General features: G+C 37.7%; 27 protein-coding genes, 1 tRNA gene and 2 riboswitches. Of the genes, 13 read left to right on the top strand and 15 right to left on the bottom strand.

The window, feature by feature from the left end:
* Window positions 1-213 precede the first annotated feature (213 nt).
* Window positions 214-348: riboswitch (FMN riboswitch) on the bottom strand.
* Between the two features lie 386 nt (window positions 349-734).
* Complete coding sequence (locus tag HMPREF2802_RS04030; RefSeq protein WP_070502845.1) at window positions 735-2,219, bottom strand: FAD/NAD(P)-binding protein; 1,485 nt, start codon at window positions 2,217-2,219, stop codon at window positions 735-737.
* A gap of 150 nt (window positions 2,220-2,369) precedes the next feature.
* Here HMPREF2802_RS04030 and HMPREF2802_RS04025 point away from each other — a divergent pair, with 150 nt between their 5' ends.
* On the top strand, window positions 2,370-3,293 hold the full coding sequence (locus HMPREF2802_RS04025) for an osmoprotectant ABC transporter substrate-binding protein (protein ID WP_070502844.1): 924 nt from the start codon (window positions 2,370-2,372) through the stop codon (window positions 3,291-3,293).
* 234 nt (window positions 3,294-3,527) lie between these two features.
* Here HMPREF2802_RS04025 and HMPREF2802_RS04020 read toward each other — a convergent pair whose 3' ends face one another.
* Together HMPREF2802_RS04020 and HMPREF2802_RS04015 are read right to left on the bottom strand one after the other, a co-directional pair.
* Window positions 3,528-4,382: a peptidoglycan release complex glucosaminidase SagB gene (locus HMPREF2802_RS04020; protein ID WP_070502843.1), complete on the bottom strand. Its 855-nt coding sequence runs from the start codon at window positions 4,380-4,382 to the stop codon at window positions 3,528-3,530.
* A gap of 189 nt (window positions 4,383-4,571) precedes the next feature.
* The gene (locus HMPREF2802_RS04015) at window positions 4,572-4,796 is read right to left on the bottom strand and encodes a hypothetical protein (protein WP_002471559.1); all 225 of its coding nucleotides are present in this window, start codon (window positions 4,794-4,796) and stop codon (window positions 4,572-4,574) included.
* Between the two features lie 202 nt (window positions 4,797-4,998).
* Between HMPREF2802_RS04015 and HMPREF2802_RS04010 the strand changes: the two genes are divergently transcribed.
* Together HMPREF2802_RS04010 and HMPREF2802_RS04005 are read left to right on the top strand one after the other, a co-directional pair.
* Window positions 4,999-5,484 (top strand): sigma-70 family RNA polymerase sigma factor, encoded by a 486-nt coding sequence (locus HMPREF2802_RS04010; protein WP_070502842.1) that lies wholly within the window; start codon window positions 4,999-5,001, stop codon window positions 5,482-5,484.
* Between the two features lie 3 nt (window positions 5,485-5,487).
* Window positions 5,488-5,925 (top strand): competence protein ComK, encoded by a 438-nt coding sequence (locus HMPREF2802_RS04005; RefSeq protein ID WP_070502841.1) that lies wholly within the window; start codon window positions 5,488-5,490, stop codon window positions 5,923-5,925.
* Here HMPREF2802_RS04005 and HMPREF2802_RS04000 read toward each other — a convergent pair.
* Together HMPREF2802_RS04000 and HMPREF2802_RS03995 are read right to left on the bottom strand one after the other, a co-directional pair.
* Window positions 5,920-6,375 (bottom strand): hypothetical protein, encoded by a 456-nt coding sequence (locus tag HMPREF2802_RS04000; RefSeq protein ID WP_070502840.1) that lies wholly within the window; start codon window positions 6,373-6,375, stop codon window positions 5,920-5,922. The genes HMPREF2802_RS04005 and HMPREF2802_RS04000 overlap by 6 nt on opposite strands.
* A 216-nt stretch (window positions 6,376-6,591) precedes the next feature.
* Window positions 6,592-7,305, bottom strand: coding sequence for a transaldolase (locus tag HMPREF2802_RS03995; protein ID WP_070502839.1), 714 nt, complete (start codon window positions 7,303-7,305; stop codon window positions 6,592-6,594).
* 267 nt (window positions 7,306-7,572) lie between these two features.
* Here HMPREF2802_RS03995 and HMPREF2802_RS03990 point away from each other — a divergent pair, with 267 nt between their 5' ends.
* From HMPREF2802_RS03990 to HMPREF2802_RS03980, 3 genes are all read left to right on the top strand, one after another.
* Window positions 7,573-7,878 carry a hypothetical protein gene (locus tag HMPREF2802_RS03990; protein ID WP_070502838.1) on the top strand — a complete coding sequence of 102 codons (306 nt, stop codon included), beginning with the start codon at window positions 7,573-7,575 and terminating at the stop codon, window positions 7,876-7,878.
* A 91-nt stretch (window positions 7,879-7,969) separates the two neighbouring features.
* Window positions 7,970-8,338 (top strand): fluoride efflux transporter CrcB, encoded by a 369-nt coding sequence (gene crcB / locus HMPREF2802_RS03985; protein WP_070502837.1) that lies wholly within the window; start codon window positions 7,970-7,972, stop codon window positions 8,336-8,338.
* Entirely contained in the window at window positions 8,335-8,685 is a 351-nt protein-coding gene (locus tag HMPREF2802_RS03980) for a fluoride efflux transporter FluC (RefSeq protein WP_070502836.1), read from the top strand. Before crcB ends, HMPREF2802_RS03980 begins: the two co-directional genes overlap by 4 nt.
* Window positions 8,686-8,790: 105 nt before the next feature.
* Here HMPREF2802_RS03980 and HMPREF2802_RS03975 read toward each other — a convergent pair whose 3' ends face one another.
* The 3 genes from HMPREF2802_RS03975 to metK form a co-directional block, all read right to left on the bottom strand.
* The gene (locus tag HMPREF2802_RS03975; protein WP_070502835.1) at window positions 8,791-9,624 is read right to left on the bottom strand and encodes an aldo/keto reductase; all 834 of its coding nucleotides are present in this window, start codon (window positions 9,622-9,624) and stop codon (window positions 8,791-8,793) included.
* Between the two features lie 219 nt (window positions 9,625-9,843).
* Complete coding sequence (locus HMPREF2802_RS03970; protein WP_070502834.1) at window positions 9,844-10,752, bottom strand: NERD domain-containing protein; 909 nt, start codon at window positions 10,750-10,752, stop codon at window positions 9,844-9,846.
* 83 nt (window positions 10,753-10,835) lie between these two features.
* Complete coding sequence (gene metK, locus HMPREF2802_RS03965) at window positions 10,836-12,035, bottom strand: methionine adenosyltransferase (RefSeq protein WP_070502833.1); 1,200 nt, start codon at window positions 12,033-12,035, stop codon at window positions 10,836-10,838.
* Between the two features lie 108 nt (window positions 12,036-12,143).
* Window positions 12,144-12,256, bottom strand: a riboswitch (SAM riboswitch).
* A 156-nt stretch (window positions 12,257-12,412) separates the two neighbouring features.
* On the opposite strand from metK, the gene pckA reads away from it, so the two are divergent.
* The gene (gene pckA / locus HMPREF2802_RS03960; RefSeq protein WP_049407729.1) at window positions 12,413-14,002 is read left to right on the top strand and encodes a phosphoenolpyruvate carboxykinase (ATP); all 1,590 of its coding nucleotides are present in this window, start codon (window positions 12,413-12,415) and stop codon (window positions 14,000-14,002) included.
* A 192-nt stretch (window positions 14,003-14,194) separates the two neighbouring features.
* Here pckA and HMPREF2802_RS03955 read toward each other — a convergent pair whose 3' ends face one another.
* Both HMPREF2802_RS03955 and ytkD read right to left on the bottom strand, forming a co-directional pair.
* Entirely contained in the window at window positions 14,195-14,974 is a 780-nt protein-coding gene (locus tag HMPREF2802_RS03955) for an alpha/beta hydrolase family protein (RefSeq protein WP_070502832.1), read from the bottom strand.
* Window positions 14,958-15,428, bottom strand: a complete 471-nt coding sequence (gene ytkD / locus HMPREF2802_RS03950; protein WP_070502831.1) for an RNA deprotection pyrophosphohydrolase — start codon at window positions 15,426-15,428, stop codon at window positions 14,958-14,960. Before ytkD ends, HMPREF2802_RS03955 begins: the two co-directional genes overlap by 17 nt.
* 68 nt (window positions 15,429-15,496) lie before the next feature.
* Here ytkD and yidD point away from each other — a divergent pair, with 68 nt between their 5' ends.
* Window positions 15,497-15,736, top strand: a complete 240-nt coding sequence (yidD, locus tag HMPREF2802_RS03945; protein WP_002471546.1) for a membrane protein insertion efficiency factor YidD — start codon at window positions 15,497-15,499, stop codon at window positions 15,734-15,736.
* Here the strand turns inward: yidD and menC are convergent.
* Window positions 15,733-16,704 carry an o-succinylbenzoate synthase gene (gene menC, locus HMPREF2802_RS03940; RefSeq protein WP_242249877.1) on the bottom strand — a complete coding sequence of 324 codons (972 nt, stop codon included), beginning with the start codon at window positions 16,702-16,704 and terminating at the stop codon, window positions 15,733-15,735. The genes yidD and menC overlap by 4 nt on opposite strands.
* Window positions 16,705-16,778: 74 nt before the next feature.
* Window positions 16,779-18,164: an o-succinylbenzoate--CoA ligase gene (gene menE, locus HMPREF2802_RS03935; protein ID WP_070502829.1), complete on the bottom strand. Its 1,386-nt coding sequence runs from the start codon at window positions 18,162-18,164 to the stop codon at window positions 16,779-16,781.
* Window positions 18,165-18,422: 258 nt separating this feature from the next.
* Between menE and HMPREF2802_RS03930 the strand changes: the two genes are divergently transcribed.
* Together HMPREF2802_RS03930 and HMPREF2802_RS03925 are read left to right on the top strand one after the other, a co-directional pair.
* Window positions 18,423-19,196 carry a DUF5067 domain-containing protein gene (locus HMPREF2802_RS03930; protein WP_070502828.1) on the top strand — a complete coding sequence of 258 codons (774 nt, stop codon included), beginning with the start codon at window positions 18,423-18,425 and terminating at the stop codon, window positions 19,194-19,196.
* 314 nt (window positions 19,197-19,510) lie between these two features.
* Complete coding sequence (locus HMPREF2802_RS03925; RefSeq protein WP_102696072.1) at window positions 19,511-20,518, top strand: DUF4352 domain-containing protein; 1,008 nt, start codon at window positions 19,511-19,513, stop codon at window positions 20,516-20,518.
* 98 nt (window positions 20,519-20,616) lie between these two features.
* Here HMPREF2802_RS03925 and HMPREF2802_RS03920 read toward each other — a convergent pair whose 3' ends face one another.
* Window positions 20,617-21,723 (bottom strand): thermonuclease family protein, encoded by a 1,107-nt coding sequence (locus HMPREF2802_RS03920; RefSeq protein ID WP_083307586.1) that lies wholly within the window; start codon window positions 21,721-21,723, stop codon window positions 20,617-20,619.
* 674 nt (window positions 21,724-22,397) lie between these two features.
* Between HMPREF2802_RS03920 and HMPREF2802_RS03915 the strand changes: the two genes are divergently transcribed.
* From HMPREF2802_RS03915 to HMPREF2802_RS12465, 3 genes are all read left to right on the top strand, one after another.
* Window positions 22,398-22,598: a hypothetical protein gene (locus tag HMPREF2802_RS03915; RefSeq protein ID WP_070502827.1), complete on the top strand. Its 201-nt coding sequence runs from the start codon at window positions 22,398-22,400 to the stop codon at window positions 22,596-22,598.
* Between the two features lie 83 nt (window positions 22,599-22,681).
* A complete protein-coding gene (locus tag HMPREF2802_RS03910; RefSeq protein ID WP_070502826.1) occupies window positions 22,682-23,260 on the top strand; it encodes a hypothetical protein in 579 nt (192 codons plus the stop codon).
* A 631-nt stretch (window positions 23,261-23,891) separates the two neighbouring features.
* Window positions 23,892-24,272, top strand: a complete 381-nt coding sequence (locus HMPREF2802_RS12465; RefSeq protein ID WP_141746378.1) for an IS30 family transposase — start codon at window positions 23,892-23,894, stop codon at window positions 24,270-24,272.
* Window positions 24,273-24,925: 653 nt separating this feature from the next.
* Here HMPREF2802_RS12465 and HMPREF2802_RS03905 read toward each other — a convergent pair.
* On the bottom strand, window positions 24,926-25,366 hold the full coding sequence (locus tag HMPREF2802_RS03905) for a hypothetical protein (RefSeq protein ID WP_070502825.1): 441 nt from the start codon (window positions 25,364-25,366) through the stop codon (window positions 24,926-24,928).
* A 920-nt stretch (window positions 25,367-26,286) separates the two neighbouring features.
* Window positions 26,287-26,376: transfer RNA gene (locus HMPREF2802_RS03900), tRNA-Ser, on the bottom strand.
* Window positions 26,377-26,451 lie beyond the last annotated feature (75 nt).

The following is a 26,451-nucleotide window of genomic DNA, read 5'->3' as shown; positions in this document are numbered from 1 at the left end:
AAAATAGTAAACTAACATGTTCCATATGTGTATAATCAAGTACGACTTTATGTCATAATGGCACACAAACTTAACTTACGCAGACTTCAACATATTACTGACATATGTCTGCTCTATTTACGCTTGTCACCACTATTAACACAGTAAGTCCGTGTTATAATGCATACTTCACATGACAAAGTAGACCACACATAATTGTGGTTATCGTTTACTTCATTCTTTCTCCCATCCAGACTATACTGTCGGCTCTAGATTCTCACTAGATCAGCCAAGGTCATATCGTATGACCTCGGGTCGCAGGCTTCACTTACTGCCGGTTGGGAATTTCACCCTGCCCCGAAAGAATTACTCTATTTAATTGTTCAATTGACATCGATGATTGAGTCTATCATTATCTTACATCAAAATATTGTGAAACACAATTCAGGCGTCTGTATAACGTGGAGAAGCTAATTCCAAGCGTCAAACGTTTGAAACAAGTATCAGCGCTCATCTCATTTCGTTTCGTCATCATCTTTCACGACTCAATTTGCAGAACTTCCTATAAAGCAAAAGGTAGCGAGGAAACGTACGTCAACGTTTCCCCACTACCAAATCTTTTACGTTAAAGAAAGACTTTTTAAAACTACATCTCCTGCACCTACAACGATAAGTAGAGTAAGATTCGAAACTGTACACTCTTCATCGAATTCGACGCTTCGTCTACAGAAACTTAAACTTCGTCTTTCATTTCCCTATTGTTCTCTCATATTATCAAACATTTGATCTACAACACTTGCAGCTTGTTTCACAATCATATTTACACCATTGCGTGATTGATTAATACCATTTGTGAGCTGTCCAAAAGCATACATACGTCGCAAGGTGCCATAACGTGGACTAATCACTTGATTGGTTTCAGGTATGATTTGAATACCACCCAGCGAATGAGACTGCACAACTTGTCTATTCTCCAAATTAATGACGAGCTGGTCATCATGGTCAAGATCGGCAAGATGCGTTTTCGCACCTGTCGCATTGATGACAATATCGAAAATGGATGGTTTCTCATTTTCTTCCTCATAATAAATACAGAAGCGACTGTTAGGCTCATCGTAATAAATGTCTTTCACATTCTTCTTAATTTCAATCAAACCGTCATGAATACCATCGATAATTAAATGTGCTGTAGTCGGTGGCATTGGATTTGAATTTGCTTTCAGAATACCATGATACTCTTTCAAGAATTTTTCTTGATCTTGATGACTGAAACTATTCCAAATCCAGTTCATATTTTCTTTGACCATTTCTAATAACGTTTGGAAGATCCCCACTTCTTTAGGATGATCTAAATCATAAGTTAAATCATGAATCGGCTCACCCTGTTTACGATGGACTAATTCATCTAAATCTAAATCGAAACGTTCACACTCTTTGACAAATAAGTCTATCGCATGTTGAAGAGGCACGTTACCAAAGTAGTCTTTTTTAATACGGTTAAAATGCTCGGGCGTAATGTACTCAAATTCAATATCAGGCATCTCGCCACGCACGCTAGGTAAATGTCCACTGCGACTCGTCACAGTTATCGGCAAATTAGGATGATGCGCAGTAACGTAACGAATAACATCTAAACTTGCTAAACCCGTACCCACAATCGCAATACGATCCGTATCGTCCACTTCATCTAAAGTATTGTATGTAGGATAAGGCGTTTGAATATAACCTTTTGTGCCTTTCAGATGGTAGGGATCGTGGTAAGACAACGTTCCAATGGCAAGGAAGACCACATCGTACACTTTACATTCAGACATGTCATTGGATGTGCAGACGTGATAGTTAATTTCTGTATCACCAATGTTTGAATCGATGTAGACTTCTGTAACTTCTTTATAGATGACGTTGATATTGTCGTACGTTTGTTGATATTGATTGAGATATGACTTCATATAATGGCCAAAGATAAAGCGTGGCAAGAATTCTGGATGCTCAAATTTGAAATCGTCTTGTCGCTCATACCATTCGTAGAATTCTCTAGGATTATCTAAATTTAAAGACATTTGATCTGACGGCAAGTTAATCAATAATTCTTGACTATCATTTTGGAAAGGCACACCCTGCCCCATATTCTCTGGATTATCGTAAATATCCACTTCTAAATCTTTAAATTCTTGATATTTAACGAGTTCTCTTAATACACTGACGCCTGCAGTACCGGCGCCGATGATTGCTATCTTCATTGTGATCGACCTCTTTAAAGTTTTTATCTTTTTATAACACATTCATTTGTATATTCACTTTTTTCAGACTTGCTAAACTGATATTAAACTTTTACATATATTGTGTTACGCTATATACACCCTTATAACGCATAAGTGAGGTTACACAATATGTCTCGATTACGTTATGGTATGATCATTATATTAATTTGTGTGATGACTCTAGCGGGCTGTGATTTGCCGGGTTTAGGCGGTAGCACGCAAGGTAAAAAGAACATTAAAGTATCCGCACTCGCTACGAGTGAATCTCAAATCATGGCCTATATGATTAAAGATTTAATCGAACATGATAGCAATAAATACAACGTGTCTATCATCAATAACTTAGGGTCTGCGACGATTCAACATAACGCTTTACTTAACGGTCAAGCCGACATTTCGAGTACACGTTATACTGGAACTGAGCTCGTAGGTGCTTTGCATCAGAAACCGATTCGAGATCCTAAGAAAGCAATGTCCGTAACGCAAAGGTTATTCGATGAAAAGTATGATCAAACATTCTTTGATTCGTATGGGTTTGAGAATACCTTTGCATTTATGGTGACTGAAGAAACAGCTAAGAAATATCACTTAGAAACCGTCTCAGATTTAGACAAAGTTAAAGATAAGATTCGGGTTGGAACAGATACAACTTGGATTAAACGCGGTGGCGACGGATATCGACCATTCACGCACTATTACGGCTTTAAATTTAAACAATTAAAGCCAATGCAGATTGGTCTCGTTTATGATGCTTTGAAAAGCAACAAACTTGATGCAGCGTTAGGTTATACAACAGATGGACGTGTTTCTGCCTATCATCTTAAAGTATTAAAGGACGATAAACACTTCTTCCCATCCTATGATGCGAGCGCTATCGTGCCAAAGCGTCTCCAAAGACAAGAGCCTGAAGTTCGACAAGCAGTAAAGAAACTTGAAGGCCAAATTTCTACCGAGCAAATGCAACAACTCAATTATGAAGCTGATGGCAAAGGTAAAGAACCTGCTGTCGTTGCACATGACTTTTTAGAAAAACACCATTACTTCAATAAGTAGAATAAAGGAGGCCCCTCTTATGAAATTTATCATCAAAGTATTACTATCCATGCTATTGTTCTGGATTATCTTTAATCGTAAAAATGAAGCAAAGTAACTGTCAGAAGTTCGTTTTAAGAACTTAAAACAGTACTCACGACATCACTATGAAGTCTTAACCATGATAAAACCCGTAGAGGTCTATTTCAGCCACTACGGGTTTTTATTAATAGGAGCGCAACGCCTTACCTATTCTTATTTCTTATCTTGATGTTTAGCATCATCTTTATAAACGTAATATTTATAATACTTACCTTCTGTATTCATCTTGTCATAGAAATTAGACATGAGCTTCGCATTACTTTTAGCCCAGTTAATATCTGTCGCATATTGATGCTTACCTGTATTCTTAGGATTCCATCTCATGCTGTAAAGTGTATTCTGATCATCGTGAGAAAGGAAGTGATCATGGATGAAGTCAGCACCGCCAGCAATGGCTTTCTCAGGTGTGTCCCAACCATGTTTCTTCGCGTATTCGCCACCTGTCTTCACAGGATCTTCGTCTAGTGCGCCTACACCAAAGAAGTTGTAGTATTTCTTACCGTCGATTTCCACACCTTTCGCGAGATCACTGTTAACCGAGCCCGTCTCAAGCAATGCGTGCGAAATGAGATAAACCTCATTGACATGTTTGTCTTTCGCAGCTTTGATGAAATCGTCCGTATGATTCAATAACGTAGGATTATCCACGAGCATACGTTTGATACGATTGCGATCCACTCCTTGATATTTATCAAGTTGCAAGAATTGATATTTCTGTACATCACTATCAATTAACTTACTTGAATCCATCGCATCTTTAATCTCTTCAGGAGATGCATCTCTCCACTTGTTATTCTTATTCGATACTTGTTGCTTCGTATAGTTATCCACTTGTTTTTTCGAAGCTTTGTCTAAAGTATTATCTACCTTTTCAATATGCTCAACTTGCTTTTCGTGTTTAAAAATCACTTGGTCTTTAATTAAAGAGAATCCAATAGCTACAAAAACACCTAAGATTATTAAGAGACCAATAATCGAAAAGATTGAGCCTTTCTTATGTTTAATCATGTTCACACCTCTTAGGTAATAATTTGAACTTTGCTTATAAAGTTTAACATTTAAATCGATGTCACACAATTTCATACTGTCGTTGTTACAAATTCATAAAAAAAGTAATGAAACTTTAATTTCATTACAAAATAAAGACAGCACCTGAATTTCCCCAGCATCTTCACTTCTGAATGAAATTATTGTTCATTACTTATGATTTGAATGATATTCCATCATGATGAAACTGACTGCTTGTGAACGATTCTTATAATAATACGGATTCAAATCGATATTACCTTCTACACTACCGTCACGATAATGCATTTCTTTCGTCATATTATTGATCATTACGAAATCTGATTTATCTTTAATCGAATCCAAATCGTCGTGTCGCGCGAAAAAATGTTCAAGATTAAGGTGTGCGTAATCCATTTAGAGCCTCCTTGTCAGTTAAAATATGTCGAATCTATATTTAAAACACTATTTAAGTACTATTTTAGTCACATTTAAATTGCTATTACTACCATTTAACACCTTTTACTCACATTAAGCAACTGAAATCTTTTCTACTTCACCGTACGCTATAGTTATCCGGAAATATTTATTTGTACGTACAAATCGAAAGAAGAAACAATTGAATTTTAACACTTACTATGAAAAATACAAAAATATAATTCATTATCTACTCAAAAGTTACAATATCAGTTATGATTATGATGAATTCTATCAATTATTGCTCATACGCATGTGGGAACTCATCGAACGTTTTGATGACAAGCATCAACTCCCACTGAGCAAATATCTATTCTATCGCCTACGGTTCTATCTCATTGACCTCTTTCGTCAAAGAGGCAAGCAGGAGCCATCTTTAACACTAGAAACCACAACAAACATCTACGCTTCTGAATCAATGGAAGAACAAGTGCTCACTGCGGATTTACTCAAGACGTTTCAACCGTGGCTCACGCCTCTTGAACAGCGATGGTTGCGTCTCAGGGTACAAGGTTATCAACAGGCTGAAATAGCGAAACAACTTCAGCGTTCAGTGAGCTCTGTAAAGCTCTATCGTCGCAGTGTCCTCAAGAAATATCAACAGTTTATGTCTAAAGCAGAGGTGTAAATCATGCTCGATAAGAATCAACTGCTCTATGTTATGACACAACCCGATCTGGAACGCCTCACTCGATGTGAATTTGTCAGCCATTCGTATCTCTATCCTGGATCATTAAATAAAGTCTTAAATTACCTCATTAGTAGTAGCCGTTTAGATATCAAACATCAAATCGCAACATCTAAAAATCTACTGCATATCAATAAACTCGTGCCTATTTATGTTAATCAACATCTCACGTTATTCCCGATTAAGCAACAGCGTGCGCCACTTCAAATTTATATCAACGCACACCAAATCCGCGGTTTAACATCTAAAGGTTCACGAACACTCATTTATTTCAGTGCACGCAAGCAATTACTCGTCGATGAAGGCTATACCTTAATCCGTAAAAAATGGTTAGAAAGCTTATCTTTAGCTACTTTCTACAATCAAGATATTGAGCTATAGTGCTTTATTAAATTTATATTCTAAGAGCTTTTTAGTGAACAAGGCGGTCGTCTGCTTGATAAGCCAAAGTGCAACAATCACAAGTCCGACGGCCCCTATCAATATAAGGATAGCTGAAAGCATCGTCAAATTCCCTTGTGGGTGGATAAAATAATTCACTGCACTTAAGCTTGTGATAAATCCGAACAGGAAAAGCCCGACTGTAATAACGTAAGATACAAGTAGACCTAACAATAGAAGCATAAACGTTGTCGTACTCACGACTTTCTGACGGAAAATATGAGTCTTGAGAAACTGATTAGCAAAAAAGATGGGACGTTGTAGAAGTTGCGCATCTTGCTCTTGTTCAGGGTCTAGTTGTTGGATAGTTTGATGTAGTTGCTTTTTCTCTTTTTTATTAAGAAACCACAAATGTTTCGTTACCTTTTGTTGAAATAAATCTTTGTTCATCACATTACTCCTTTAATCACTTCTTTCATCTTAACTGAGATGAGATGGAGGTACAATAGCACGCTCTACATTTTCTCATATTAAAATGGCTCGTATTCGAAATGTGGTATCCACAATTCGAAACGAGCCAATGTTATATTTCAAATTTAATTTCTTGAGAGATGAACAGCGGTTATTGCTTCAAACTACTGCCATTCGAGATTCCCTCTTCCATCACTAAAGAATAGACAATCCTGAGCTTTGAATATCTTTCGCAAAGCCTTTCACAGTATCGACAGACAGGCTTTCGATATCGCGACCTAAATTGTTATTTACTTTACTCACAACGCCCGCTGGACAAGTGATGATATCTGCACCAATGTCGTCTGCTTGAATTACGTTGATCACTTCACGGCAGCTCGCCCATAATAACTTCACACCTGCTTTACTATGTGTCACTTTCACTGCTTCTTTCATTAACGGTAGTGGATCTACACCAGTATCAGCAATTCGACCTGCAAAGACAGAGACATATGTTGGGACGCCTTCTGTAACCGCGTCAGTGATAGATTGAACTTGTTCCATAGTATAAACAGCTGTGACGTTAAGTTGTACATGTTGCGCTGACAATTTCTTAATTAAAGGAATAGTAGATTCGCCTTTCGTGTTAACAATCGGAATCTTCACGAAGACGTTATCACCGTATTGTTGTAGAATCTCCGCTTCACGCTCCATCGTTTCTAAATCGTCCGCAAAGACTTCAAATGAGATTGATGCGTCAGGGATTTCTCGCACCGCTTCTTCAGCGAAAGCCTTGTAATCTTCTACGCCCGCTTTCGCCATTAAACTTGGGTTAGTAGTAAACCCATCTACTTCTTTATTTTTATATGCGAGTTTCATCGCTTCGATATCTGCACCGTCAGCGAAGACTTCAACATTTAACTTTCTCATTACTTTCTTCCTCCTCTATGAGACCCAACTTAGATAATATATTTATTTAAATCAGTTTGAGTATAATGTTTAACCTCTTTATACCACCCATTGTTGTCAAATACTACTCTTTTGCTTGAGAAGTTTGATTACGTTTTGAGGTAGAGTTTTTAAAATATCTGCAAGATTTCTTAACTCATCTTCCACTTTTCCATTAAAATGATTTAACGATTACAATAATTGAAAAATATGCTATTATTAAGAAATGTAATATTGGAGGAGGTCAACATGGCACGTTCAAAATTATATTTCTATATCGCTATTATTCTCGTATTAATTAGTATTTACTTTAATACGCACAATCCTCTACTCACGAACCATTTTAACTCAATGATTAAAGTTATCTTTATATGTAGTATTATTAACGCGATTATTCTGATCGCAGCTGTAATATTTAACGACAAATCAATTAAACATTTACATGAAAAATCTGGATGGATTAGATACGCAAGTAAGGTACTTCCTTTCGTACTACTTATCGTAATTCTCTTACATATCGTATCACTATTATCTACATTCGGAATTCTATTCTAAAGACGCAATCCCAGCTCGAGTGACGTACACTTCACTGCTCTAAGCTGGGATTCAATTATATACAGTAACTATTTAAGAAAGAAGGCTTAATATGCAGCGTTATTTCTATATCTTTCTCGGCGGTGGCATAGGCGCGCTGTTACGTTATGCTCTAGCACAATTGAATCATCAAAGCACCTTTCCTATCGGCACATACTGCGCAAATCTCGCAGGTGCCTTTCTCATGGGTTTGTTCAGCACGCTTGCCTTAAGTTATTTCCGTAATAATGCCAATTTAAAGAAAGGTTTAACTACAGGCCTACTTGGCGCACTCACCACATTCTCAACGTTCCAATTTGAGTGTCTGAATATGTTACAAGAAGGTTTAATCGGCACGTTAGCCCTGTATGCGATTTCTAGTTACATTCTCGGCATTCTATTATGCTATCTCGGTACGCGAATAGGAGGTCGTCTACAATGACGCTTATCCTCGTTCTCATAGGCGGAGGTTGCGGCGCCCTCATTCGCGGCATGTTAACGGACTTTTGTAATCAACGTTTCAAGCAAAGTTACCCGATTGCGACCATCATCGTTAACATTGTGGGTAGCTTTCTCATTGCTTTCGTGTCTGGTTACAGTCTTCAAGCACACTGGTTATCGCCTTTGTTCACGGTTGGATTTTTAGGCGGACTCACTACCTTTTCTACATTATCATCTGAGTTGGTGAAGTTCCTAAATCAACCTCGTCAGCTAGGTCATTTTATCATTTATAGTGTGATTCAATACCTCGGTGCATTCCTTGCTTGTTTACTGGGCTACTTTATTTAGTTTAAAAGGGTACAAGCATCATGGTTAGTATGCGTTTAAACACTACGCCCTTTCCATGTGCTCGTACCCTTTCTTATTTCTGCACATTTTAAAAATCTCTATCTATTAACCTTCATATGTCGTTGGATCAGGCCCAAAACGTTGATCCGTATCTAACTGATTGATGCGCTCCATTTCTTCTTCTGACAACTCAAAGTCAAAGATAGCAATATTCTCTTTAATATGTTGTGGATTTGATGAACGCGGAATAGAAACTACGCCACGTTGGTAAACCCAACGAAGAATCACTTGTGCTGGCGTTTTACCCACCTTGTCCGAAATCTCACGAATCGTATTATTCGTTAAAGCATCGCCACGTGCGAGAGAGGACCATGACTCTAAGTAAATACGTTGCGCGTTGAGATACAGACTCAGCTTACGTTGTTGGAAAGTCGGATGGTATTCTACTTGATTAATTACTGGCTTAATAGAAACTTGAGCTAACAGCGCCTCTAACTGTTCAGGTTCAAAGTTACATACTCCGATATTGCGTACATTTGTATCTTTATATAAATCTTCCATACCATGCCATGTATCGACCATTACTGCTTCATCTGTACCTGGCCAATGCATGAGATAAAGATCTAAATAATCTAAACCTAGCTTCTTGAGTGAGTCGATGTAGGCTGCTTCAACATTTCCACGCCCATAATCTGTTAACCAAAGTTTAGACGTCACGAACAGATCTTCACGTGTTAGATCACTTTCTTGTAATGCCTCTTGAATCCCTTCACCTACTGCTTGCTCATTGCCATAGCGTGTAGCAGTGTCGATATGACGGTAGCCATTCAGTATCGCTGTCTTGACCGCATGCTTACACATTTCGTGGTCAGTCAGTTCAAACGTACCGAAACCGAGCATCGGCATCTCATGACCGTTATAGAATTCAATATGCTTCATGTTTCACCCTCCCAAAGTGTTATGATATCTCCTATCCATCTTACCATTTACCCTATGGCACATGTCAGATAATCATTTGAGCTCTAACTATAGTAAAAGGAGTAGGACTGACATCGTAGTAATGGTCGTCGCCCCACTCCTTTAATAGTAGCTTACGTCTCGTCTTTCTATTTTAAAATGACTTGTAAGCTCTAAGTTGTTTCAAGTGATCTGTCTTGATTAATTAAACGTTTCTATTTCTTCCATAATGCGCTGTAACTCGTTCACATCATATTGAATGCGACCATGAAAGACAAATTTATTGAAGTATTCGTCTAATTGCTCAGGTCCAACGAGAACTTTTGAACCTGAAGCTTGTGCGTAGTTAGAAATTGTAACGTCGCCATCATTTTTAGGATTAAAGTAAAGAATCGTCGTTGGTGTAAATTTAAGATTTAAACGTGTTTGTAAGTCAGTTGCCACTTTCTCGATATCTTCTAATTGTGAAGAGTAATCGATAACTGATAAGGAATGTTGATCCTCATTTTGATCAAACACTAAAGTGTGACGATCCTTTTTAGATAAATCTAACGTATCAAAGATTTGCTCTAACATTGGTTGCTCTTTAAATTGAGCTGCGCTAACACCATTGAGCACATGTCCTTTAAGCAATTGTGAATCGATGATATATAGCCCTGTACGTGTGAGTACGAGATGACTGATGCGTTTCACATCGTCAAATTCGTTACGTGGCAAGAAGATATTTGCCATAATATGCATATCTTCAGGGCGAATACGCTTCTCATTCACTAAGCGCTCGCGAATGCCGATGAGTCGCATATCAGTGACATACTCGCTGTGATTTTTAGAGAATAATTTCAACGCATCAATTTCTCTATCTTTCGCGTTGACAGTCGCTTGATGTTCTTCTTTCTGCTTAGTGACTACTTTCTTGTTCTCAACACGTTCTTTCTCTAACGCATCCGCATGTTCGTCGTTCAGCGTTTGTTCGCGTGATTCATACTGATCTTTAATCTTATTCTGCGCTTTCTTCTTGCTTGATAAGGCTACGATAAATAAGATAAAGCAAATAATCGCTACGACGATCGCTACGATTAAACCAATTTCTATTGGTCCAAATGAACTCATTATTATAACGCTCCTTTTATACTCTTTTCACTTATTATAATAGATAAAATGATATCATTCGACTACATTGTGCCGAATTTCAATTATTGTTGTTGAACGGTATCTTTTAATAAGTTCACTTTATCTAGTTTTTCCCAAGGTAGTAAGACATCTGTGCGACCGAAATGTCCATAAGCGGCAGTTTGTTTATAGATTGGTTGCTTCAAGTCTAGCATTTTAATAATGCCTGCTGGACGTAAATCGAAGTGCTCACGTACGGCTGCAACAAGCGCTTCTTCGCCTACTTTACCTGTGCCGAAAGTATCAATCGCGATAGATACTGGCTCAGCAACACCAATGGCATAAGCAAGTTGAACTTCACATTTCTCTGCCAACTCAGCTGCAACGATATTCTTCGCAACATAACGTGCGGCATACGCTGCAGAACGGTCCACTTTCGTCGGATCTTTACCACTGAAACAACCACCACCGTGACGTGCATAACCACCGTAAGTATCAACGATAATCTTACGACCTGTGAGTCCAGCATCACCTTGTGGACCCCCGATGACGAAACGTCCTGTAGGATTGATGTAGAAACGTGTCTCTTCGTCTAACAAGTCGTCAGGCACTGTTGGATAAATTACGTGTTCTTTCATATCTTTCTCAATTTGATCTAAATCTGTATCTTCAGCATGTTGCGTAGATAGAACAATGGTATCAATACGATGTGGTTTGTCATTCTCATCATATTCTACTGTAACTTGAACTTTACCATCTGGGCGCAAGTAATTAAGAATATTATCGCGACGCACATCGGATAAACGTTTCGCAAGTTGATGAGATAAGAAGATAGGTAGCGGCATATAGGTATCGGTTTCATTCGTAGCATAACCGAACATGAGGCCTTGGTCGCCTGCGCCTGTCGCTTCGATTTCTTCTTCTGTAATCTCTTTACGATATTCGAGTGCTTTGTCGACACCTTGTGCAATGTCTGGAGATTGCTCATCAATAGCTGTGAGCACCGCCATCGTCTGACTATCATAACCGTATTTAGCACGTGTATAACCTATGCCTTTTACCGTTTCACGCACAACTTTAGGAATGTCGACATATGTACGTGTAGATATTTCTCCAGAGATGAGCGCCATCCCAGTCGTCACTGTCGTCTCACAAGCGACACGTGCATCGGGGTCATCTTTCAATATTTCGTCTAGTATGGCATCTGATATTTGATCAGCTATCTTGTCTGGGTGGCCTTCAGTCACTGATTCTGAAGTGAATAATCTCTTATTATAAGTCATAATGTACTCCTTTATATATAGATTACGAATATTCCCCTCCAACAGAGCTTAACAAAAAAGAGCCTTCTTCACTACATAGATAGAGAGAAGGCTCAGTACGTCCATTCGCTCTTATCGTTCAGACACTTGCGTCTGCAAACGGTTTGGCACCTTTCTTCACACTTGAGAAGAGGTTGCTGGGCTTCCTTGGGTCCATGTCCCTCCACCACTCAGGATAAGAGAATCCGTTACTTCTAATAGTACCTAAACTGGCCATTGATGTCAATTTAACTTTTTCGACATATTCTTTCATATATCGGTATGGAATATTAACATAAATGTGTTATACTTTTTAACTGTAAAGGCTTACATTAAAATTACCGCTGGAGGGATTAAGTATGGCAACTGATACGTATACTTACACGAACAAGATTAAGAATTTATTAAAAAAACCTAGCTCACTATTCCAACTTTCGACAACAGAACTGTATTACAAAATCATCGAGAATAACGAAGGAGAACTCACTGAATTAGGCGCAATTAATGCGAGAACTGGTAAGTACACGGGCCGTTCACCAAAAGACAAATTTATCGTGACAGAGCCTTCCTATAAAGACGACATCGACTGGGGCGAAGTGAACCAACCTATCGATGAAGAAACGTTCCTCAAATTATACGACAAAGTTCTCGACTACTTAGAAGCGAAAGACGAATTGTACGTCTTCAAAGGCTTTGCAGGAAGCGACAAGAAGACCACTCTTCCTCTTACAGTAATCAACGAATTAGCATGGCATAACCTCTTTGCTCAAAATATGTTTATTCGTCCTGAAAGTAAGAAAGAAGCAGAATCTATCGACAGTGGTTTCACAATCGTTTCTGCTCCTAAATTCAAAGCGGATCCAGCAGTAGACGGTACAAATTCTGAAACATTTATCATCGTTTCATTCAAACACAAAATTGTACTTATCGGTGGTACAGAATATGCGGGCGAAATGAAGAAGAGTATCTTCTCTGTAATGAACTACCTTCTACCTAAAGGCAACATCATGAGTATGCACTGCTCTGCTAACGTTGGTAAGAAAGGCGATGTTGCATTATTCTTCGGTCTATCAGGTACAGGTAAGACAACATTATCTGCAGCAGCTGACCGTAAACTCATCGGTGACGACGAACACGGTTGGAACGAAGACGGTATCTTCAACATCGAAGGCGGTTGCTACGCGAAAGCAATTAACCTTTCTCGCAAGAAAGAACCTCAAATCTACGATGCCATTAAATATGGTACAGTACTTGAAAATGTCGTTGTAGATAGCGAAGGCAATGTTGACTTCGATGATAACTACTACACTGAAAATACACGTGCAGCTTACCCTATCCACCATATTGACAATATCGTGGTACCTTCAAAAGCAGCACATCCTAACACAATCATCTTCTTAACAGCAGATGCATTTGGTGTACTTCCACCAATTTCTAAATTAACGAAACAACAAGCGATGTATCACTTCTTAAGTGGATTTACATCTAAACTTGCAGGTACTGAGCGCGGTGTCACTGAACCAGAACCATCATTCTCAACTTGCTTCGGTGCGCCATTCATGCCATTAAATGCGAAAGTTTACGCTAACTTATTAGGTGAACATATCGATAAACATGATGTTGATGTTTACTTAGTCAACACAGGTTGGACTGGCGGTAAATATGGTGTAGGCCGTCGTATTAACTTAAATTACACTCGTAAGATGGTTGACCAAGCAATTACAGGTGAATTGAAAAACGCAGAATTCACTAAAGATGAAATGTTTGGCTTAAACATCCCTAAAGATATAGAAGGAGTACCACAAACAATTCTTAATCCTATCAATGCTTGGAGTAAGCCAGAAGAATATAAAGAACAAGCACAAGACTTAATCAGCCGCTTCAAAGATAACTTTGCTAAATTCGGCGAAGAAGCAGAAGATATCGCGCAAGCTGGTGGCTTTGAATAAGTTAATAGCGCGTGGTTAACGTCAAATTAATTGCTAAGAAAAACGTCAATTTCGAGTGAAATTGACGTTTTTTGTATTGCTGATATTGAGTTATTTGACGATCAAATATTATATTATGCTACTACTGAAGCCTCTAATTTTCAATGTAGTAAAACATACTCATAGCGATATGACTCACCCACTATCAGTCAGCTACTTACAAACCTGATCTTGTTCAACACGCGTCATCCAATCATGAATGTGCGTTAAGGTGGCTCTCATATATGGAGGACGCGGCACATGGCCTTCTGTTGATTGATACCACGTTTCGTAAGTAGCACCCACACGTTTTAACACACCTTCTAAATGGTATGCCTGTTGAATATCAACTTGTCGATCTGCACCACCATGGACGATTAAAATAGGTGGACTCTGTTGATGAAGTTGAGATAACGCATCACGGTTCTGATATGCTTCAGAATGTTTACGAGGATGGCCAATCATTCGACGCATCATACCTCTTAAATCTACACGCTCCTCATACATCATCCTTAAATCCGTAACACCGCCCCATATTATGAAACTCGTTACTGGTAGTTGCTGGAAGGTTAGTAATCCTTGAATCCCTCCACGTGAGAAACCCACCATATGTATGGGCGTATCAGGATAACTTGCTCGCAATTGATCTAGAGCGACCGTTACATCGTGCAAGTCATCACCACAGAATTGATCTTTACCTTCACTGCCATTATTGCCACGATAGTATGGCGCAAAGACCAGTGTCTGAGAATTACTAAATTGCAGTAAACGTGCCGTTCTCACACGTCCTACTTGTCCTTTGCCACCACGAAGATAAACGACGATTCTGTTCACTTGCTGCTTAGGTTCTAACAACAATCCTTTTAACTTCAAACCATCCACTTCGTAAGTCACTTCACTACAAAGATGGTTCTCCAACTCAACTGGCATACGTTTGTCATGAGTATAATCCAAGATCTTTCACTCTTTCTACACAGTGTAATATCGCTGCATCACGCAATAAATAACTCTTCTGCTCTTCAGGAATGTCATCCAAGTATTGATAGAACACTGGGCCCTTAGTTTCGAGATAATCATCTTTATTACATAGTTCATCTACTTCAACAAAGTAGACATCTTTACTAAAGGGTTGGCCATTCGTGCGATGAACGACATATTGCGCGATATATTGGGCGTCTTTCACCTTGCCACCTGTCTCTTCAAATAATTCACGTTCCATCGCGTCTTTCGAGGATTCGCCAGCTTCCCTTTTACCACCTGGAAATTCAATCCCACGTTGACGATGATTCGTTAAGAGAAACTGATCATCCATACGTGTAATCATCAATACGTGCTCTCCTGTAGGCTCATTATGCTCTGTACGATAATCTAACGTGACCTTATCCTGCTCTTGATCGGTAAACTGCATACCCCATGTCCCCCAATTAATTATGTTATACTTCCTTTAATGTATCATTTCTTAGTGAGGTTGTAATTATGAAGAAAGTATTTTTAGCGTTGATCCATTTCTACCAACGTTTTATCTCTCCTATGACACCGAGAACTTGCCGTTTCTATCCTACTTGTTCCGAATATACACGTGAAGCCATCGAAGTGTATGGCCCGATTAAAGGTTTATGGCTTGGTATTAAGCGTATTTCTAAATGCCATCCTTTTCATAAAAGTGGTTTTGATCCCGTACCGCTTAAGAAAGATCATAAAAATCATAAACACTAACGTGCATTGTCTAGGACTTGCGTATCGATGCTAGGCTTAGAAAATTTCAACTGCCCATTCTCCAAGCAACCACTATTTGGAACGACATCAGTATCATAATAATAACCAGACGGCGTGATATCACTCGGTAGCGAAGCATACTGAGCTAGGAGCGCCGTAAAATAACGACTTAATCCATACTCATACATTCCGCCTATCACTATTTGAATATGATTGTCAGAAAGCCACGCTATAATCTCCATTGCTCGGTCAATGCCACCTAAACGGAAGGGTTTAACGACCACCACAGATATTGGATAATTCCACACTAATGCTTTAATACGGTCTAAATCTGTCGCCTTTTCATCAATCGCGATCGGCATCGCCTGATTAATTTCATCTAACTCCTCAGCATTCAACGTCTTGAAAGGTTCTTCTATATACAGAATATGTTGGTCTTTCAACTTCAGTGCAGTAGCAATATCGTATTCACTCAAAGATTCATTGGCATCGAAAGCGATAGCCGGTTGATGCGCCAGACTTTGTAAACATTGAACGTCTTCAAGTACGTGTGGTGTCCACTTTAATTTAATCCGCTGCGGCTGGGTCTCCTCCAACGTATTGAGACTCTCTTCAGTCAAACCACTCACCGTAGCGCCATAGTCCACAGTGACATCTTCAAGTGAATGGAACATCGTGTAGAACGCCATGACCACCGTATGGCGTGCATCTGTGGTTTCCAAACGATCGGCTAACTTTAACGCCTCTTCATAGGTGTAGAAACTTTTACCATATATGTCATCCAACCACACACGAATATCCGCTTCGACATCCGCTATCGTCGTCGGTGCGTACCAATCCGTTTCAAAGGCGTTACACTCGCCAAAGTAACTTTCACCCTCGTTCGTCTTCAACTCAACAATAAGTGCTTTACGCCGTTCCAAACGCACCTTTGGCGTAACGATCGGTTGCTTAAAAGCAGCAGCCATATCATAGAAAGTCGCATTAACGATATACAACGTTTCCCCTCCTTTCACTCTTGATTGCAAATCACCGCATTACCTTAACGATAATGTGAACGTTGTAACTTGCCTGTAGACGTATATGGTAGAGATGACACTGTCTCAATAGCTTTCGGTTGTTTATATTTGGCTAATTGCACTTTTAAAAAGTCTCTAAATTGCGTTTCGTCATAATTAGAATTTGTGACGACATAAAGTTGTGGTACTTGCCCCCAAGTCTCATCCTCTACACCGATACAAAGCGCATCTTCCACATCACCATAGGCTTTCGCTGCAGTCTCAATTTCAAATGGGTAAATATTTTCGCCACCACTAATGATTAAATCCTTACGTCGATCGTACACGATAACGTAGCCATCTTCATCAATTTCAGCGATGTCTCCAGTCTTAAAATAGCCATCTTCAAACGTGTCGGTTAAATCTGACGGATAAAGATAGCCTCCCATGACATTGTCACCTTTGACGAGGAGTTCACCATGCCCGTCAGCATTAGGGTTCTTAATCTTCACACCTACATTCTCACTTGGTTGCCCTACTGTATCATGACGTTCTTTCAACATTTGAGGGCTTGCAGTCACAAATTGTGAACAAGTTTCCGTCATACCGAATGAATTATAAATCGGTAAATCATAATTTAACGCTTGATCAATCAATGCGCGCGATAACTTCGCTCCCCCAAGTAATATTTTTTCAACGTCGTAAGGTTGATGCCATCCCGCGTCCATGAGCCACTTCAATGTTTGAGGCACGAGTGAAACATGAGTCGGGCCTTCATCACGAATAATCTCGAGCATGTGCTCCGTTTTAAATTTCTGTTCAAGGCGTACTGTGAAACCTTTGATCAGCGCACGCAACATGACACTAAGTCCAGAAATGTGATACATCGGTAAGACAGAAAGCCAAACTGTAGCGTCATCGAAACCTAAACTTTCTTCACAACCTTTCGCACTCGCATAGTGATTATGGAAAGTTTGTGGTACCGCTTTCTGTGGCCCCGTCGTTCCTGAAGTAAACATAATAGATGCGATGCGCTTGATGTTAAATGTCGCTTCGTACGCGGACGATGTCATTTTACTTTGCAACTCAGAGTAGCGTAGTAGGTTGAATCCTGTGATTTCTAAAGGACGTGTGACGATAATCGTGTCGATGTTTACCGAATTCATCTGATTCTTGATTTCTGTCGTCGTTAAACGCGAATTGATCATCGCCACTTCGATACCTGCTAACCATGCAGCGTTAATTAATACGACACTCTCAATTGAATTATCAATATATAAACCTACACGTCGTAAATCACGTTGATGTAAGACTTGTGCGAGTCGTCGTGCTTGATCGTAACACTGTTCAAATGTGAGCTGTTCGCTCCCGTTGTCTACAAAGACGTGTTGCGGTTGATTTAATGCTTGTCGGCGTAACCAGTTTTCCAAATTGATTCCTCCAATACTTCAATTATTATAACGTTTTTCGATCGCTTTAGCATGAGTGGTACTTTTAGTAAAATGAGTGATATTAAATTTTTTGAATATTACGCAGAAAGCAAACTATTTTACCTAAAAAGTGTTGCATCGCTGTAAGCGGTTTATATATAATAGATTTAACTTTCAATCGTCATATTGACGGGATAAAGAGACAGAACACCGTGAAAAATCTCAACACGATTGAACAACAAGAAAGGGGCACCCAAGTTGAAAAAAGTCTTAACATTATTATTTGCTAGTACCCTCCTCGTCGGATGCGGACATGACAGCCATAGTTCAAAGGAGGATAAGTCCAAGCATGAGAGTTCGAAAAAAGAGGATTCTCAATCTAAAGAGGAATCGAAATCGAAAGGTTCAGAAGATAAAGACAAAGAGTACGATACTTCAGAACATGAAACTTATAAGAAAAAACCAAGTGGTACGTTTAAAGGCGATAAACTTGAAACGAAAGATTATATCGTAACAATTAAAGACAAAGAAATTATCCATGATAAGGATAAAGATCGCGATGTCGTTGCTTTTAAATTTGAAGTGAAGAATAAATCAGGTAAAAGTAATTTAAACGCTAGTTTTGCATGGATTGAATCCTTTAATATTCTTCAAGATAGTAAAGATACGGAAAATAAATTAAGTCCAAGCTATATAAGTTTCCGTGATGGTAAGTATGCTGAATGGGACAAACATCAACGTGATAACATTAAAAAAGGTGGAACTGCAAAAGGTATTGAAACTTATGAACTGCAAGGCAAAGATGATGTCTTTATTGTTGGAAAAGATAATAATAACTATGATAAAGACCTTGGCCGAACAAAAGTGAAACTCAAAGATTTGCATAAATCATCATTCTCACCTCGAGAAGAATTAGAAAAAAGTATCGATAAAGAATTAGAAAAAGAAGATGAGATTCAAGATAAAAAAGACCATCATAAGTCACAAAAGAAAGATGACGATGACAAAGATAAAGCTGTTACAGATGCCTAAACTCGAGCATCAATGATTCGTGTAGACCTCGCGAGCTATCGTGAGGTCTTTTTGAGGTGTTAAAGTTTGTTACGCCCCCTCTTCTCTAGTTCACGATAATTAGGACGCCCACTCATGCTACATGAATACTTCTTAGAAATAAATAGGACCAAATACCTTGCTTCGTTTTTCACAATTTTACTGTTACCCAAGAAATTATTATTGCAATTCTACTGAGCAATATTATAATGAATGATATAAAAACTAAACTATCTATATTTCAATTGATTTGTGATAGAGATAACAGCTTAAAATATAGAAAAGGAGCAACACGAATGTCCGAACAACCGAACTATAAAGAAAGACATCCGCAACGATCAACTTCGAAAGCACGTCCTAAGCCTGCACACAAGCCGAAGAAATGGCCGATGATTGTAACAATTAGTGCAGTAATTATCTTACTACTGGCAGCCGGCATTATCGCTTTAATCCTCTTCTTGAAGAGTGGTACACCTTACTCGTCGAGAGCTGACAAAGCTTACAAAGTAGGTCAAACTGCGAAGAACGGCGATTTAGAGGTCACAGTGAAATCAGCGAGCAAATCGAAACAAGTCGGTCCGTCCATCACCCCTACTACTGCCAAAGGAACTTACATAGTCGTTAACGTCAAGATTAAGAACAAAGGTAAAGAGGCGCTCACAGTTGATAGCACGATGTTTGAGTTGCTGTCAGAGGGTAAGACACTGAAAGCTGACGGTACCGCTTCTGTGATGGCCAACACAGATGACAACGGAGAGAATTCGAATTCATTCTTTTTAGAGCAAGTTAACCCAGATAGTACTGCTGAGGGTCAAATTGTTTTCGATGTTTCTTCTAAAGTAGCTAAGTCTAAAGATAAAAAGTTAAAGATTTCATCCAATTTGTTTAGCACGCAATATGTGACTTTTAAGCTACCAAAACTAACTTCCTCAGATGATGAAGCCACAGATGATGAAGAAAGCGATACAGAAGAAGCGACTGACAGTGCAAACGACGCTGCTACACAAGGTACAGGTCATGTGGCGCAACCACGTAACTCTGGTAACACATCACAAGACACGGTGAGACGTTCACACAGTGATGATTCAACTGCTTCTAAATCTCAAGATAAAAACGACTCAGATACGAAAGCGCAAAATAACAAGAATCAATCGTCCTCATCTCAGTCAACACCGAAATCGAATCAGCAATCACCAAACCAACAAGGTAATGCAAATCAAACTCCTAAACAATCTGCACCATCGAACAATAACTCAAATGGAGCCAATTCTGGCAACTCCAATCAATCAGGCGACAATAAATAAATGAAAGCATCGGGTAAGTACTACTCTTCATTGAGTAATGCTTGTCCGATGCTTATTTATGAGCTTAAGTTGTGATTCTACACTGTAGAATTCGTGAATTACGATGCTTCACAAGCCATCCCATCACCATCTCTATCTAGCTTGCCACTGTAAGCAGGATGATCTTGGGTCACACCATGTGGGTATACTTTGCGTAGTTCAGTACAGTTATTGAATTGTTGTGAACCTTGTGAGTCAGATGACGCTGCAGAGCTATTTGCGTTGCTGTTACTGTCATTTTGTGATGACGAATCATTAGAATCTGAAGCGTTATCTGACGAAGATGTTGAATTCTGCTTTGATGACGAGCTCGCTTTGTCATTGTTTGCCCCATCTTCGAACGCTGAATCTAAACTCCAGATGCCTAATTTTTCAGCTTTCGCCTGTTCTTGTGCTTTCTCAAGTCGGTCTAAATAACGCGTATTTGGCGGATAAACGTAAGCTACCTTTGCTAAACCTTCACGTACAAGGATTTCATTCAGCATCTTTCCGTCGACGTAAATATATGCGAGCTTACGCTGATATTTATCCTCTTTCGTTCCTACGTCAAATTCTACTTCTACTTGTTCTGCATTTTGTAAAAGTTCTTTCGTGCGATCAGACGCTTCTTGTCCAAACGGTTGCTTACCTAATCGCGGATGTTTCGTTTCTGGCGTATCGATGAGTAAAAATCTAAACTTCTCTTCCTTACCTTGATAGATTAAGCGAGCTGTATCTCCATCCACTGGCTTACTGAATTTAACTGGAATGCGATCCGTAGTTCCTGGTTGATAATGTTTGTTATCTTCTTGTTTGTTATTTTCTTGGTCTTTATTGTTCTTTTTCTCATTATCTTGTTCGTGCTTGTTTGACTTATCTTTATGAGATTTTTTGGAGCTTTCTTCTTTTTTACTTGAATCAGAGTCTTTCTTATTTTCTTTATCTTTAGACTGATGATGTTGCGACGTGTGAGCCGTTTTATTGTGACTCGTTTCCTGATCATTTTCATTCGCAATTCCCACTTGTCCCAAGAATATTAATGCAATCAGCACAGTCACACTAATTTTCCAAAACTTTTTCCAACTCGTATATCTCCACATGAGAAATATCCCTAGAGGAAACACAAATATCAACATTAGGATAATAAACCAATTACTTTGGTAAAAACGATGGTGCTGCTTTGACAACTTTACTTCTCCCCTTCTCTTAAAGTGTTTGCCTATATTACAACAATACTTAGAGAGAACGAAGATCATTTTATTATGTATATGGGCATATTCTGTTAATATGTATAAAATTCTTGCTCTACATTTGTATAGTTAAATATCTAATCTAGTTAAACACTTCAGAAATCTACATATTTTTTATTAATTTTAAGACATATACAAGAGAAAAGCAATTACTGAAACTCATAATTTGGGGTGAAATTTGGGGCAAATTTTTAAAACATGATTAACGACTTTTCCAATACATTTACATTATCTCATCTATGGATAGAAGCGTCCCTTTCCTATCAAAATCCATTTCAATATGCATAGAGTTAGGAAATTATCTAAATATGTTAAGAAAAATTGTGAAAACTATTGCTTAACCGTAAAGCTATAATTTACAATATATTTAATACAACAAAGAAATGAGAATATATGCTATTTCTACTATTTATTATACTAGTATTTATTAATGCAAATGATTATAAGCCACTTCTTTTTAGTTTGAAATACAATACTTAATAACAAATTAATTTTAAATTATCACAACGATGAGAAATTATAGATTTCACCTATCGAAATATTGAACCATTGATCTAATAAAACGTTGAAGTGATTACTTATAATCAAACTTTTATCTAGGGGGGATAAATATGAAATTCGGATTTAGAACACCGAGTGTCAAAAAGTCTTTGAAAGCAAGAACAACCGGCGCAGCTAAAAGAAAAGCGAAGAGTGCGTTCAATCCTACATACGGAACTAAAGGTATGGGCTATGCTAAATCACCGAAGAAAGCCATAAAGAATAAAACATATAAGAAAGCAACCAAGAGTTTTTGGGATATATTTAAATAAAATTAAAGAGAGTTACGTAAAGAAGATTTAAGTTATTAGAATTCTAGCCTTTTAAAATACTAATAGTCAAAGGAAGGAAACAATTGAAACGAATACTATTTATTTTACTATCTGGGACTTTATTATTAAGTGCTTGTGGTAATAGTAATAAATCAGATAAAGATAATAAAACCCATTCTCAAACAAAAGATGAGCGTCATTCAGAATCGAAAGATAAGAAAAAAGACAAAAATAATAAAAATAAAGAAAACAAACATAAAGAAAAAGAAAACGAACATACAGATGATCCTACTCAATCTGATAATAATCAAGAATCTGATTCAGATAATATTAACGAACAAGAAAATCAATCTACTCAAGCTCAACAACAAGCTAGTATAAATCAAGAAGAACAAGAAAATAGCCAAAATAACCAATATGCTCAGAACGCTCAAATGCAACAAAATAATCAAGAAGAAGTTCAGAGTGCTAATAATCAACAGGTATATCAGAATCAGCAAGCTACTCAACAACCACCTGTGAATAAAGCTCGTCAACAAGCAATAAATGAAGGAATTGACTTTGATAATCCAACAGATGAAGAAATAGAAAGAATGCGCGAATTAAGTAAGCAATCACCCTATGGCTTACAAGAACCAATACTTACGGGGCCAAACGAATAATTTGATCAGAATAGATTTAAGCCTAAACATGAAGTTCTTACCTACTGAAATAACTAAATATGATTAGCCTATTCCTTTTTATTACGTTGATTTTTATTAACGTTAATGCACAAGAAATAGACATTAAATAAACCCATTCTAATAATTAAGTTGCCTTATCTAATAGAGTTGTATTATAATAATAGTAAAGGTAGTCCCGACTATGTCGGACTTTATTTGGTTAGGATTTATCATTGAGTTTTTTTAGGCTCTGTGTCAAATTGGACTGGTGAGCTTATATGTGAGCTTAAGCGATATTATTTCGCTTAAGCTCTTTTTTAGGTTTAGAATAGAAGAATTTATTAAATGGGCTGACGTGAAAATGTTAGACAATCACTGGTCTCTTAAAGCACTTATTTTAGACGCGTAGTGTCACGATACTTTCGGAGATAAGCCTATTTCTTGCACCACTACGTTTTATGCTTTGATTGATGAAAGTCAGTTAAAAATATATAAAATTCATCTTCAGGAGAAGTGTCGTCGACGCTCTAAAAATAAAACATATCATCGTTCTCATCAGCGTGTATTAGGTATGAATATTAATGAACGACCTCAAGCAGTTGAAACTCGTGAAGAGTTTGGTCATTAGGAAATTGATAAGGTAATTGGATTAAAATATAAACCAAAACTTGTCCTGTTAACGCTAGTTGAACGCAAGACACATGTTGAAAAACTCATACTTATTGAAAATAAGAATGCACAAGCTGTAACACGAGGTGCTCACCGGCTTCAGACACAACATGGGTCTTATATGAACCATATATTCAAGTCGATATCACTTGATAATGGCTCTGAGTTTAGTTTATTAACTTTACAGCTCAAAGATCAGGTTTCTATCTATTTTGCCCAGCCGTTTGCCTCATGGGAAAGAAGAACGAGCGAAAACCAGCATAAATTAATTCGTCGCTTTTTACTGAAAGTTATGCGATTAAGCGGTATATCAAAACGCAAGGCTCAGGCGATCCAACGATAAATGAACAACTACCTTAGAAAAGTTTAGATGGTCAATCCCCTCTTGAGTGCTTTAAGCGTGAAATTCAAAAGCTTAATCTGGGTAAGTAACTTTTTAAAGCCTTTTTACATGGAGGCTGCCTTCATAGCGTTTCTTCCCAGAGGAAATAGGATGGGAAAGCATCTGTTCACCTATCAGGTAAACGCTGTGCCTTCTCCATATAAAAGGTACGACATAAATAAAAGTAACGATTTTCAAATAATATGAGCTAATTAAAAATAGGTGGCTAAGTTAAACTTGAAATTTACAGTATATCCATTTTTACTTCATCAGTCCAATTTATTTTAGAACCGCAAAAAATGGATGCAACAACCACTAAACTGTGATTATTACATCCATACTGAAACAGCTATACATTGTATTACTTTTGATTACTATTAAAACAAGCTCACAATGTAATATGTTAGTATACGTGTAGTAGATTTAAGCATTACGTCAACAGTGATTATTTTTCTATTACACATATACAGCAAGTTTCAAACAAAGTGCGTCAACACAAAATGCTTTATTTCCCATTTTTATTTGTATAGGATTTAGTCCTCATAGACAAATAAATGTCGAACTATTAAGTTAAATAGTATTTATACGTATTTTAGTTAATCTATCAAACTCTTTTAATCTTCATTCTTTAGAATTAGCGGTTCAGATTTTGGTGTAATAGTAGCTTTTGCTATATCTTCTTTCTTTTCAATAATTGTTTCGTAAGGAATATAGAGTTTAAAGTCATTTCCATCTTTTTTCATAATATAGACAAATTGAGTATGTTTTGCCCCAACGTATACTCCAGATCTAGACGCTCCTCTTTTTTTAATTTGAAAGTGGTCAAAGACGATATATTTATTATCTTTACCTTTGATTATTTCATAATCAACATATAGATTCTCTCTATTAACGTAATCTTGAATTTCTACTTTACTTTTATCCTTAAAATTTAATTTATAAGTCACTTTACCATCATCAATTACTTTATAACTTCCACATGGTTTATCTTTACCACACCCACCTAATAATACTAAAATCGAAATAATAACTACAAAATATACAAGTTTTTTCATGTTGTCATCCTCCTGGTTCACAATGTAGTTTCCCGCTATCTTTAAATTAATTTATACTTTAATCATATCATAGATGATTACTTGTTGCTCTTTCAAAGAGCATAAAAATACAACTTTTTTGAATTAAAGTCTAATTCTCGCTTTGAATACAGTGTTATAAAGTTTAGATAGTTTAAAGTAACCTGTCCCACCTTAATATTTTCTTTTATCTCTAAATACACACACCAAATGATCAACTGACTAATAACATCCACTTTAACTCTCCCCTAAACCTGTAAAGGACTTTCAACGTCAAGTTGTTACCCATGCCGGGCACACGAAAAATAACGGCTAATGACTTTCATCATTAACCGCTAATTGTAAACCTTTTATACTATGTTATGACTAATATCGTCTGTACCACAATTATGAGACACGTTCTTAATGTGTTAGCAATTGAACACAAACGATTAGCAAAGCCCCAGCGACCGCTATCGTTGAGGTATTACTTATATGACTTACTTCATTTCGTTGCACTTTATTATAGCAGGTATTCTTATAATTTCAACACTTTCTATCCATGTGAGCGTATCTAATGCCAAATGCGAGGTACTTACTATTGAAGAGGCATTCGTACATTTTTTGGTTTAAACAGAAAAATAGCGGCTAATGATTTTCATCACCAACCGTTAAAATAAAAATCCAATTCTGTCTACTATTCATGTGTGTCTATGGCACGTAAAATTTGTGCCTAAATTGAGTTTATTGAGTAGTTTTATAGACACATTGTGCCTATTTTCTTTTAAAACTATGTGAAACTATTTGAAACATGCTTTTTGTCACTGAACATTGAAAGCTGGATAAAGACCGTCACTACGGGGTTTACGGCTAAAATTTAAAAAATAGCTAGAAAAGTATTTTAAACTTTTCTAGCGCCCTAGCGGAGAGTGAGGGATTCGAACCCTCGAGACGCATGGTAACGCCTACACACTTTCCAGGCGTGCTCCTTCGGCCAACTCGGACAACTCTCCATATGATATTAAAAAAACAGAAGCGATTGCCACTTCTGTTTAAGTATGACCCCGACGGGACTCGAACCCGTGTTA

Source organism: Staphylococcus sp. HMSC071G07 (assembly GCF_001811435.1).
Classification (GTDB): Bacteria; Bacillota; Bacilli; order Staphylococcales; family Staphylococcaceae; genus Staphylococcus; species Staphylococcus pettenkoferi.
The sequence above is the reverse complement of the archived record's forward strand: the minus strand, read 5'-3'. Positions and strand labels throughout refer to the sequence as shown.